Annotated in this window: 9 protein-coding genes; 8 read left to right on the top strand and 1 reads right to left on the bottom strand. The window is 67.7% G+C overall.

Annotated elements, in window-relative coordinates:
- Positions 1-96 precede the first annotated feature (96 nt).
- The 3 genes from htpG (at position 97) to fumC (ending at position 4,999) form a co-directional block, all read left to right on the top strand.
- Entirely contained in the window at positions 97-2,127 is a 2,031-nt protein-coding gene (gene htpG / locus DXV50_RS00175; RefSeq protein ID WP_117204232.1) for a molecular chaperone HtpG, read from the top strand.
- A 149-nt stretch (positions 2,128-2,276) separates the two neighbouring features.
- On the top strand, positions 2,277-3,593 hold the full coding sequence (locus tag DXV50_RS00180) for a CHAD domain-containing protein (RefSeq protein ID WP_198666358.1): 1,317 nt from the start codon (positions 2,277-2,279) through the stop codon (positions 3,591-3,593).
- A gap of 8 nt (positions 3,594-3,601) precedes the next feature.
- Positions 3,602-4,999, top strand: a complete 1,398-nt coding sequence (fumC, locus tag DXV50_RS00185; protein WP_117204234.1) for a class II fumarate hydratase — start codon at positions 3,602-3,604, stop codon at positions 4,997-4,999.
- A 91-nt stretch (positions 5,000-5,090) separates the two neighbouring features.
- Here fumC and DXV50_RS00190 read toward each other — a convergent pair whose 3' ends face one another.
- The gene (locus DXV50_RS00190; protein WP_117204235.1) at positions 5,091-5,519 is read right to left on the bottom strand and encodes an FKBP-type peptidyl-prolyl cis-trans isomerase; all 429 of its coding nucleotides are present in this window, start codon (positions 5,517-5,519) and stop codon (positions 5,091-5,093) included.
- Positions 5,520-5,628: 109 nt separating this feature from the next.
- Here DXV50_RS00190 and DXV50_RS00195 point away from each other — a divergent pair, with 109 nt between their 5' ends.
- The 5 genes from DXV50_RS00195 to murI all read left to right on the top strand — a co-directional run bounded on the left by DXV50_RS00195 (position 5,629) and on the right by murI (position 11,891).
- On the top strand, positions 5,629-7,392 hold the full coding sequence (locus DXV50_RS00195) for an ABC transporter ATP-binding protein/permease (RefSeq protein ID WP_117204236.1): 1,764 nt from the start codon (positions 5,629-5,631) through the stop codon (positions 7,390-7,392).
- Positions 7,376-9,076 carry an amino acid ABC transporter ATP-binding/permease protein gene (locus DXV50_RS00200; RefSeq protein WP_232817401.1) on the top strand — a complete coding sequence of 567 codons (1,701 nt, stop codon included), beginning with the start codon at positions 7,376-7,378 and terminating at the stop codon, positions 9,074-9,076. The genes DXV50_RS00195 and DXV50_RS00200 overlap by 17 nt, the downstream gene beginning before the upstream one ends.
- Positions 9,077-9,216: 140 nt before the next feature.
- Complete coding sequence (locus DXV50_RS00205; protein ID WP_117204237.1) at positions 9,217-10,584, top strand: IS3 family transposase; 1,368 nt, start codon at positions 9,217-9,219, stop codon at positions 10,582-10,584.
- Between the two features lie 131 nt (positions 10,585-10,715).
- Positions 10,716-11,069 (top strand): nitrous oxide-stimulated promoter family protein, encoded by a 354-nt coding sequence (locus DXV50_RS00210; protein WP_198666359.1) that lies wholly within the window; start codon positions 10,716-10,718, stop codon positions 11,067-11,069.
- Between the two features lie 54 nt (positions 11,070-11,123).
- Positions 11,124-11,891 carry a glutamate racemase gene (gene murI, locus DXV50_RS00215; protein WP_117204239.1) on the top strand — a complete coding sequence of 256 codons (768 nt, stop codon included), beginning with the start codon at positions 11,124-11,126 and terminating at the stop codon, positions 11,889-11,891.
- Positions 11,892-11,955 lie beyond the last annotated feature (64 nt).

Consider the following 11,955-nt stretch of genomic DNA (forward strand, 5'->3'; position numbering starts at 1 on the left):
CTTTCAACTGAGGTTTTCTTAGTGCCCAGAATAACGACCACATGAGTCGGGTACAGTCATGTCTGTTGAACATCGTTCGTCGAAGGGATGCGTGACATGCGCAAGTTCAAGACAGAGAGCAAGAAGCTCCTGGACCTCATGATCAACTCCATCTACACCAACAGGGAGATCTTCCTGCGCGAGCTGGTCTCCAACGCGTCCGATGCCATCGACAAGCTCTACCTCAAGAGCCTGACGGACGCCTCCGCCCAGATTGACCAGGCAAACCTTGCCATCACCGTCACGCCCAACAAGGACGCCCGCACGCTCACCATCTCCGACAACGGCATCGGCATGACGGCCGAGGAGCTCGAGAAGAACCTGGGCACCATCGCCCATTCCGGCTCCGAGGAGTTCAAGGCCGCCAACGCCGACAAGCAGGGCGACGCCGTGGACATCATCGGCCGCTTTGGCGTGGGCTTCTATTCCGCCTTCATGGTGGCCAAGGAGGTCAGCGTGGTCACGCGCGCCTTTGGCTCCGAGGAGTGCAACCGCTGGACGTCCGACGGCATTGAGGGCTACACCATCGAGGCCGTGCCCGCCGACGACCCCGCCTACCGCCAGACGGCCGGCTCCGACGTCATCCTCACGCTCAAGGACAACGCCGAGGAGGCCAGCTACGACGAGTACCTCGAGGAGTACACCCTCAAGGACCTCATCCGCCGCTACAGCAACTACGTGCGCTACCCGGTCCAGATGATGGTCACCAAGAGCCGCCAGAAGGAGAAGCCGGAGGACGCCGGCGACGACTACAAGCCCGAGTGGGAGGACTACCAGGAGCTCGAGACCATCAACTCCATGACCCCCATCTGGAAGAAGCGCGGCTCCGACGTCACCCCCGAGGAGTACAACGAGTTCTACAAGTCCACCTTCCACGACTGGGAGGACCCGGCCCGCACCTTCAGCCTGCACGCCGAGGGCACCCTGGAGTACGACGCGCTGCTGTTCATCCCGGGCAAGGCCCCGTTTGATCTCTACAGCCGCGACTACGAGAAGGGCCTCGAGCTCTACAGCTCCAACGTCCTGATCATGGAGAAGTGCGCGGACCTGCTGCCCGACTACTACAACTTCGTGCGCGGCGTCGTGGACTCCGCCGACGTGACGCTCAACATCTCCCGCGAGACCCTCCAGCAGACCCGCCAGCTGCAGGCTATGGAGCGCCGCATCGAGAAGAAGGTCACCTCCGAGCTGGAGTCCATGCGCGACAACGACCGCGATGACTACGTCAAGTTCTTCGAGAACTTTGGCCGCGGCCTCAAGTACGGCATCTATCAGAGCTACGGCATGAAGAAGGACGAGCTCGGCGGCCTGCTGCTCTTCTGGAGCGCCCGCGAGCAGAAGTACGTCACGCTGCAGGAGTACGCCGAGGCCATGCCTGAGGGCCAGAAGGCCGTCTACTACGCCGCCGGCGACGACCGCGAGCGCCTGGCCAAGATGCCCGTGGTCAAGGCCGTCCTGGCCAAGGGCTATGACGTGCTGCTCTGCACCGAGGACGTGGACGAGTTCTGCTTCCAGGCCATGCGCGACTTTGAGGCCAAGGGCCTGCCCAAGACCTACGAGGACGACGCCGCCCGCGAGGCCGCCCAGAAGGCTCAGGCCGACGGCGCCGAGCCCGAGACCGAGGACCGCACCCTGGAGCTGAAGAACGTCTCCTCCGGCGACCTGGACCTTGCCACCGAGGAGGAGAAGAAGTCGGCCGAGGAGGCCGCCAAGGCCAACGAGGACCTGTTCGGCGCCATGAAGGAGGCCCTGGGCGAGGACGTGGTCACCAAGGTCACCGTCTCTGCTCGCCTGACCGCCGCAGACGACGCCCCGTCCTGCGTCTCTGCCGAGGGCCCCGTCTCGCTCGAGATGGAGAAGGTCCTCTCCACCGGTCCCGCACCTGAGGACGTCAAGAGCCAGCGCGTCCTTGAGGTCAACGCCGCCCACCCGGTCTTTGCCAAGCTCCAGGCCGCCCAGGCCGCCGGCGACAAGGAGAAGCTCGCCCTCTACACCTCGCTTCTCTACGACCAGGCGCTGCTGACCGAGGGCCTGCCCGTGGCCGACCCGGTGGCCTTTGCCCAGAACGTCTGCAAGCTCATGGCCTAGCCGCCTGACTGACATGGCACTGCCGCGCGCCCTTCTCGCCTGCCGCTTGACCGCTTGGCGAGAAGGGCGCGTTCTTGTAACAATGCCTTGCTATGCTAAAAGGTCCCGCGCGGGCGAGGCCCGCCGGCAACCGATGGTCAGGGGGAAGCATGGTCAAGACGCTGGTGCTCGTTCGTCATGGAAGCCCCGAGGATGTGGCCGCGTCCGGCCTGGACGAAGACCGCAGGCTCACGTCCGCGGGCGTCCGAGCCCTTGCTGCGGCGTATCCGCGCACGTTTGCCCTGCTGGGGGAGGACCCGGAGCTGGAGGTCTGGAGCAGCCCGGCGGTGCGCGCGCTGGAGACCGCGCAGGCCGTCTGCGACGCCACAGGTTCCCAGGACGTGGCCGTGCATCAAAGCCTGTACCGTCAGGACCTGGCGGCGTTTCTGGCCGAGCTGGCCGATGCCCAGGCTCCCGTTGTTGTTGCTGTGGGGCACGTGCCCTTCATGGACATGGCGGCGGCCCAGCTCACGGGCTGCGGCCTGACGTTTGGCAAGGGCGCTGCGATGGCCATCGACCTGCCTGACGGCCCTGCCGGCCGCGGGCACGTGAAGTGGTTCGTCGCCGGGCCCGACCCCATTGCGTGGGACGCCCCCGCCGTGGCGGAGGGCGAGGTGGCCCAGATGACGGCCGAGCTCAAGGGCCTCTTCGCGCAGTTGCGCGAGCGCCCGGACGACCCCGTTGCCCTGCGCGCCTTCCGCGTGGGGCTGCGTCGCCTGCGCTCCCTGCTGGAGTTCTTGGCGTCCTGGCAGGCAAAGAAGCAGAACCGCCGCTCCGTGCGCCTCATGAAGGAGCTCCAGGAGGCCACGGGGTCTCTTCGCGGCCTGGACATCCTTTGCGAGTGCGTGGATGGCCTGGTGGAGTCCGGCGAGCTCGCGGCGGGCAGCCTGCTGCCGATGGCGTGCGCCAAGGAGCGTGCGCTCGCCCGCGAGGGCGTGGCCGAGCTGCTGCGCAAGGAGCACGCCGCGCGCCGCCTGGACGAGCTGGAGGCCGACCTCGCCAACTTTGCGTGGAAGGGCCGCGTGCTTGAGGCAGGCCTCTCCGCGTCCGACTTCAAGACCCACTTTGACCAAGAGCTCGCGCAGGTGGACGAGGCCCTCTTTGGCCTTGACCTCTCTGACCAGGACGCGGTCTTCCAGGCCCGCCGGGACGCCAAGGAGGTCCACTTTGTCTCCGAGCGCCTGGCCGAGGTGCTTGGAGACGAGCGCGCCCAGGCGAGCGAGTACATGGACAGCATCCAGGCCGAGCTGGGAGCCCTCTCCGACGCCCGCGTGAACGAGCATCTGGCCAAGGACCTCTCCAAGAGCCCGCGCTTTCGCGGCGTCCGCGCCGACCTGGGCGTCGTTGCCCGCGACCAGTCCGAGGTGGTCTCCGCCATCCTCTCGGGCCTGCAGAGGCTCGAGCAGGGCGGCCGCGCGTCCGAGTAGGAGAGAACATGGCTCAGAACACCATAACGACCGAGGTTCCCGCCGGCTGGCGCGTGGAGCGCGACTCCATGGGAGAGATGCTCGTGCCGCAAGACGCCCTCTGGGGCGCTCAGACCGAGCGCAGCCACGAGAACTTCCCCATTGGCACCGAGCGTATGCCCGATGAGATCGTGCGAGCGTTTGCGCAGCTCAAGGCTGCTGCGGCTCGGGCAAACTGCCGCCTGGGCCGCATGAGCCGTGCGGACGCCGACCTCATTGGCGCCGTGGCGGACGAGATCCTTGCCGGCAAGCTCGACGGCAACTTTCCGCTGGTGGTGTGGCAGACGGGCTCCGGCACGCAGTCCAACATGAACGTCAACGAGGTCATCGCCAACCGGGGCAACCAGATTGCCGGCGAGCGCCGCCTTCACCCCAACGACTCCGTCAACATGAGCCAGTCCTCCAACGACACCTTCCCCACGGCCATGCACATCGCGGCCGTGACGGCGGTGCGCGAGCGCCTTCTTCCGGCGGTGGCGCAGCTCGAGGCCACCTTCCGTCGCCTGGAGGAGGAGAACGCCGACGTGGTCAAGAGCGGCCGCACCCATCTGCAGGATGCGGTGCCCATCTCCTTTGCGCAGGAGATCTCTGGCTGGCGCGGCCTTCTGGAGGGATCTGCCGAGGAGTTGGAGGCCTCGCTTGCGGGGCTGTATCGCCTGGCACTGGGAGGCACGGCCGTGGGCACCGGCCTCAACGCGCCGGAGGGCTTTGACGTTGCCGTGGCGGAGGAGCTTGCCGCGGCCACGGGCATGCCGTTTGTGACTGACCCCAACAAGTTCCGCGCGCTCACGGGCAAGGACGCCATCGTCTTTGCGCACGGCGCGGTCAAGGGCCTTGCCGCCAACATGATGAAGATTGCCAACGACGTGCGCTGGCTTGCCTCCGGTCCCCGCCTGGGCCTGGGAGAGATTGCGATTCCGGCCAACGAGCCGGGCAGCTCCATCATGCCGGGCAAGGTCAACCCCACGCAGTGCGAGGCCGTCACCATGGTGGCCGCCCAGGTCATGGGTAACGACGCCACCATCGGCTTTGCCGCGTCCCAGGGCAACTTCGAGCTCAACGTCTTCATGCCCGTCATCGCGTACAACTTCCTGCAGTCCGTGAGGCTGCTCGCGGACGCCATTCTCTCCTTTGACCAGAGGTGCGCCTCGGGCATCAAGGCCAACCGCGAGCGCATGGACCACAACCTGCGCCACTCCCTCATGCTGGTGACCTGCCTCAACCCCTACATTGGCTATGACAACGCGGCCAAGGTGGCAAAGAAAGCCTTTGCCGAGGGCGCGAGCCTGCGCGACGCCTGCCTTGACCTGGGGCTCCTTTCTGCGGAGAAGTTCGACGAGGTGTTCCGCCCGGAAGAGATGGTGTAGGCGCGCAGGCAGCCAAAGACAATCGGAGCGAAAAAAGAAGCCGCAAGCCAATGGCCTGCGGCTTCTTTTTCGTGTGCAATCTGCGCGGAGCCTACTCGGCGACCTCGAGGAGCTCGATGTTGAAGTTGAGGTCCTTGCCGGCCATCTCGTGGTTCATGTCAAAGGTGATGTTGCCGTCCTCGATCTTGGCCACGAGCGCGGGGATGGGGTAGCCGGCGGGGCTGCCCAGGGTGACCTTCTGGCCCGCGACCAGGTTCTCCGCGCCGGGGAGCTGGGCGATGGGCAGGGTCTGGACGAGGTCCTCGCGCCTCTCGCCGTAGGCCTCGGCGGCGGGGATGTGCACGTCGATGACCTGGCCGACCTCCATGTCCTTGACGGCGGCGTCAAAGCCCTTGATCATCTGGCCGGCCATGCAGGTGAACTCCAGCGGCTCGTTGCGGTCGCGGGAGGAGTCGAACTTGGTGCCGTCGTCCAGGGTGCCCACGTAGTGGACCTTGACCTTCTTGCCCTCATTGCTCATGCGTCTCTCCAGACTGTTGGGTCCATCGGGTAAGATGGACAAGTTAACCTACGCTGTCGTTTGGGCGAGAAGCACTTCTCGCCGCATGCAGAATCGGAGTATACCCAACATGATGGACAAACGGCTTCTGGCGCTGGTGCCCGAGGCCCTGCGACACGTGCTGGCCACGGTGGCCTGGCAGTGGGTGGGCCTGGTGGGCAACGTGGCGCTGGTCTGGGTCATTGCACGGGTGGCGTCCTCGCTGGTTACGGACGTGGCGGTGCCGCAGGTGGCGTGGCCCCTGCTGGCCGCGGGCGTCGTTCTGCGCGTGGTGGCCGCGCGCCTTGCCGCCCACGAGAGCTTTGCCGCCTCCCAGGACGTCAAGCGCGTGCTGCGCCGCCGCATCTACGAGAAGCTCCTGGCCATGGGTCCCGGCTACACGGACCAGGTGCCCACGGCCGAGGTGGTGCAGCTCTCCGTGGAGGGCTGCGAGCAGCTTGAGACCTACTTTGGCCAGTACCTCCCGCAGCTCTTCTACGCCGTGCTGGCGCCGGTGACGCTGTTTGCGGTGGTGGCGCCCGTGAGCCTGCCCGCGGCGGCCGTGCTGCTGCTCTGCGTGCCGCTCATCCCCGCGACCATCGTGGCGGTGCAGAAGGTGGCAAAGCGCATCCTGGGCAAGTACTGGGACCAGTACGCCGAGCTGGGCGACAGCTTCCTCGAGAACCTCCAGGGCCTCACCACCCTCAAGATCTACCGGGCGGACGCCGCGCGCCACGAGGCCATGAACCAGGAGGCGGAGCGCTTCCGCACCATCACCATGAAGGTGCTCTCTATGCAGCTCAACTCCATCATCGTGATGGACATCGTGGCCTTGGGAGGTGCCGTGGCGGGCATCGCGGTGGCGCTCTTTGCCACGGCCGCGGGCGCCATCGACCTCTTTGGGTGCCTCTTCGTCGTCCTCATCTCCGCGGACTTCTTCCTGCCCATGCGCCAGCTGGGCTCCTACTTCCACGTGGCCATGAACGGCATGGCCGCAAGCGAGAAGATCTTCCACCTGCTTGAGCTGCCGGAGCCGCCGGTCCGCACCCTCGCGCCGAAGGCGGGCGACGCATTCTGCCTGCGCGACGTGACGTTTGGCTATGTGCCCGAACGCGAGGTCCTGCATGGCGTGGGCCTTGAGGTGCCGGCCCGTGGCATGACCGCCATTGTGGGCGAGTCCGGCAGCGGCAAGTCCACCATTGCCGCGCTCCTGTGCGGTCGCTTGCCCGGATATGACGGCGAGGCCCTGCTGGGCGAAGCGCAGGTGCGCGACCTTGACCCCGCGGCGCTCGCCCGGTATGTGACCTACGTGGGCCTGGGCGCCCGGCTCTTTGCGGGCACGGTGCGCGACAACCTCCTCATGGCCGCGCCGGGCGCCTCCGAGGAGGAGCTCTGGACGGCGCTCAAGACGGCTAACCTGGCCGACTTCCTGCAGGGCCAGGATGGGCTGGACACGCGCCTTACCGAGGGCGCGGCCAACCTCTCCGGCGGCCAGCGCCAGCGCCTTGCGCTTGCCCGCGCCGTCCTGCATAAGACCCCGGTCTATGTCTTTGACGAGGCCACGAGCAACGTGGACGTGGAGAGCGAGGAGGCCATCATGGCCGCGGTTCGCTCGCTTGCGGCCACGCGCGCGGTGCTGCTCATCAGTCACCGCCTGGCAAACGTGACGGACGCCCAGCGCATCTACGTGATGGAGCGGGGTCGCCTGGTGGGGGAGGGCACCCACGAGGAGCTCCTTGGCGGCTGCCCCGAGTACGCCTCCCTCTGGCGCACCCAGTCCGAGCTCGAGAACGTGACAAAGGGACAGTCCCTTTGCCAGCCCCAGGAGGTGACGGCCGATGCCGGCCAGGAGTAACGCGCGCGTCATGTGGCGCATGCTGGGGCTGGCAAGGCCCCTTGCCGGATGGATGGTCCTGGCCGTGGCCTGCGGCGTGGCCGGCTTCTGCTGCGCGACGGGCGTACCCGTGCTGGCGGCCGAGGCGGCCCTTGCCGCGGTGGGCGCGGGCTCTCTGCCGTGGGCGTTTGGCGTTACGGTGGCGGTGCTGGCCGTCATGGCCGTGGCCCGCGGTGTGCTGCACTACGTGGAGCAGCGCTGCAACCACTACATTGCCTTCAAGCTGCTGGCCCACGTGCGCGACCTGGTGTTTGGGGCGCTGCGCCGCCTGACCCCGGCCAAGCTGGCCGGCTCCGACAGCGGCGCCCTCATCTCCACGGTTACGGCTGACGTGGAGCTGCTGGAGGTCTTCTACGCCCACACCATCAGCCCCATCTGCATAGCCGTGCTGATGGCGGTGGTCATGGGTGCCTTCCTGGGCGGCATCCACCCTGCGCTGGCGGCGATGGCTCTGGCCCCCTACGCGTTGGTGGGCATTGCCGTGCCGGTCGCAGTCTCCCGCGCCTCGGGCGGGGAGGGGCGGCGCAGCCGAGACCTCGCCGCCGGGCTGTCTGGTTTCGTCCTTGATGGCCTGCGCGGCCTGGGCGAGGTGCTGCAGTATGGCGCGGGCGCTTCTCGCCTGGAGGAGCTTGATGGCAGGAGCGAGGAGCTGGTGGCGTCCCAGCGCAAGCTGCGTGCCCGTGGAGCCGCAGGCCAGGCGGCCACCACGGGAGCCATCATGGTGCTCTCCTGCGCGCAGATGCTGATGGCCGCAAGCCTTGCCGGCGCGGGCCTTGTGACGGCGGAGGGCGCCGTGCTTGCCACGGTGGCCACGTTCAGCTCCTTCGGGCCCTTTGTGGCGCTGGCCAACCTGGGCTCCACGCTGCAGGGCACGCTTGCCGCCGGCAACCGCGTGCTGGACATCCTGGACGAGGAGCCGCTGGTGGCCGAGGTCCCCGACTCCGAGGGTGCCTGCCTCGGCTTTGACGGCATTGCCGCCGAGGACGTGAGCTTCTCGTATGCTGGCGGCTCATCGGCGGATGGCGCCCCTGCGTCTGGCGAGAAGATCTTGGACCACGTGAGCGTCAGCGTGGAGCCTGGGCAGATTGTGGGCGTCCAGGGCAAGAGCGGCTCCGGCAAGTCCACGCTTTGCCGCCTGCTCATGCGCTTCTGGGACGTTGACCAGGGGCGCGTTGCCCTCTCGGGCACTGACGTGCGCGAGGTTGCCACGAGCGCCCTGCGCGACGCCGAGGCCTTCGTGGAGCAGGACACCCACCTCTTCCACGACAGCATTCGCGACAACCTGCTCATTGCGCGTCCGGACGCCACGGACGCCGAGCTTGAGACCGCGTGCCGCGCCGCCAGCGTCCACGACTTCATCTGCAGCCTGCCCAACGGCTACGACACCATGGTCGGCGAGCTGGGCGACACTCTCTCTGGCGGCGAGCCCCAGCGCCTGGGTCTGGCGAGGGCCTTCCTGCACGACGCGCCATTGCTCCTGCTGGACGAGCCCACGAGCAACCTGGACTCCCTCAACGAGGCTCAGATCCTGAAGTCCCTCTCCGACCAGCGCGGGCGCCGGGCCGTGGTCCTCATCAGCCACCGCCCCTCCACCATGGCAATAGCCGACAAGACCTACTCCATGGACCAAGGCCGCGTGAGCTAGACCACGCCCCCGACGAGAAGCCCTTCTCGCCGGGGCTTTTTGGCGGACAACGGGCGAGTCAAAAAAGTCTGCATTTTGCAATAATCCGGGGGTGCGGACGAAAAGTTGGACGCCGACAGGCGTCCGGATTGGAGCCCGCAATGTACTCGAGCGACGAGAGGGACGCCATCCTGGGGCTCTGGCGCGAGTCCGGCCGGCCGGCCCACAGGTTCGCCAGGGAGTCGGGGCTCGCCTCCGCCGAGTCGATCAGGCGCTGGGCGTCCGGCGACCTGGGCGTCGGCTGGCACGCCCCCTATACTCTTGCCCAGAGGGCCGACGCCGCGCGCAGGGCGCTCGCCGGGGAGGACCCCGCCGAGGTCGCCGCGTCGATCGGCTGCCACCCGGAGACCGTGCGCGGCTGGGCCCGCGCCGCGGGGAGGGAGGGCGAGGTGTCGCTCGCGAACGGACGGGGCGCCCCGCGCGTGCCGCCGCCGGCCGACCCCGGGGACCTGGAGGCCCTCAGGGCCGAGAACCGGGCCCTGAGGCTGGAGCTCGCCAGGGCCGAGGCGGTGTTGGACGTCCTAAAAGGAGGCGGCCCGGGGCGGGGCCCGGACTCGCTGACGGCGGCGGAGAGGGCGCTGGTCGCCGACGCCCTTAGGCCCGGGTTCGGCCTGGAGGACGCCCTGCGCGCGGCCGGCGTGGCGCGCAGCACCTACTACTACCACCGCGCCCGCAGGGGCGCCCCCGACCGCCTGGCCGCCCTGAGGGCGCGGGTGCGCGCCCTGTTCGAGGCCGGGGGCGGGGCCTGGGGCTACCGCACGATATGGGCGAGGCTGCGCCTGGACCCCGACGAGCCCCTGGCGGTCTCCGAGAAGGTCGTGAGGCGCGTCATGCGCGAGGAGGGGCTCGAGGTGCGCTACCTGAGGCGCCGCAGGCGCTGGAGCAGCTATGCCGGCGAGGTCTCCGAGGCCCCTCCCAACCTGCCGCTGCGCCCCGACGGCACCCACGACTTCTCCGCCTCGCGCCCCAACGAGCTGTGGGTCACCGACGTCACCATGTTCACGATAGGGTCGGGGCGCTGCTGGCTGTCGCCGGTGGTCGACTGCTTCGACGGGGCGGTCGTGGCGTGGACCCTGTCGGAGTCCCCCGACGCCCGCATGGCCGACTCGATGCTGGAGGCGGCGGCCTCGACGCTCGCGGCCGGCGAGCGGCCCGTGGTCCACACCGACCGCGGCTGCCACTACAGGTGGCCGGGCTGGGCGGCGATATGCGAGCGCCACGGCCTGGTGCGCAGCATGTCGAGGAAGGGCCGCAGCCCCGACAACGCCGCGGCCGAGGGCTTCTTCGGCCGGCTCAAGCAGGAGTTCTACCACGGCAGGGACTGGTCCGGGGTGGGCTTCGAGGAGTTCCGGCGGCGCCTGGCGGGCTACCTCGCCTACTACAACTCGGGCAGGATCAAGCGGAGCCTGGGGTGGAGGAGCCCGGAGCAGTACCGCAGGGACCTGGGGTACTCTCTCCGTAGTGTCTAAGAAATTGTCCGCACCCCCTCCCGCCTTCTCAAACCTGCATTTTGTGATTTTGCCTGGTAGATAAGGCAACGATGTGAAACTAAGTTAGACTAGACTGACTTGTTACTTCACCCTACCTGATTGGTTCTTTGATGTCCAAGCCCCTTACCCCCGAGGCCGTCGAGGCAAAGCGCGAGCGAGAGCGCCTGGTGGTCACGCAGATGATCGGCGTCTACTGCCGCGGAAACCACGGGACCCCTCGCGGTCGGCTCTGCCCGGAGTGCGCCGCGCTGACGGAGTACGCCTCCGCGCGCATCGGCCGCTGCCCCTTCATGGCAACCAAGACCTTCTGCTCGCAGTGCCGCGTGCACTGCTACGCGCCCGCCCAGCGGCAGGCCATCAAGGACGTCATGCGCTATGCTGGTCCCAGGATGCTGCTTAGCCACCCGGTCATGACCGTCCGCCACGGCATAGACACGCTGCGCGCCAGGCAGTCACATCAATGACGCAATGAGAAAAGGGGACTGTCCCTTTTTCTCATTTTTGGGAGATGAGCGAGCGTGAGTGGGTTTGTCGGCGTGTTTGACTCGGGGGTCGGCGGCATCAGCGTGCTGCGGTCCCTGGTTGCGGAGCTCCCGCACGAGGACTTCCACTACTTTGGGGACTCCGCTAACGCCCCGTACGGCGAGAAGACCGAGGCACGCGTGCTCGAGCTCTCCCAGGACATCGTGGAGCGGTTTGTGGCGGACGGCGCCAAGGCCATTGTCATAGCGTGCAACACGGCTACCTCGGCTGCCGCCCCCACGCTGCGCCGCATATACCCTGACCTGCCCATCATTGGCATCGAGCCGGCGCTCAAGCCCGCGACGGAGGCTCCCGGCCACGGCCGCATCCTCGTCATGGCGACAGACATCACCCTGCGCCTTGACAAGTACCAGGAGCTTGCCGCCACCTACGGGCGCGACTGCGAGATCATCTCGGTCCCGTGCCCAGGCCTTGCCGGACGCATCGAGCGGGGCGACCTTGCCGCGGCGGACCTGCGCGAGATGATCCGCGGCTACGTGGGCTCCTTCGCGGGCACCGTCGGCTCCGTGGTCCTTGGCTGCACGCACTACCCCTTCGTGCGCACGCAGATTGCCGAGGTCCTGGGTGGTGACGTGCACTTCTATGACGGCGGTGCCGGAACGGCCCGCCAGCTGCGCCATCGCCTGGGGGAGTGCGGCCTTCTGGCCGACGAGGCCCACGCGGGCTCCGTGAGTTTTGCCTCCAGCGAGGACACCCCCGACGAGCTGGCCCTCTATCGCGAGTTCTTTGAGATGGAACTGTAGGAGAAACAACAGAGGGCCCGGACGACGTCGTCCGGGCCCTCTGTTGTCATTTGCGTGCGCAGCC

This window comes from Paratractidigestivibacter faecalis, assembly GCF_003416765.1.
Classification (GTDB): Bacteria; Actinomycetota; Coriobacteriia; order Coriobacteriales; family Atopobiaceae; genus Paratractidigestivibacter; species Paratractidigestivibacter faecalis.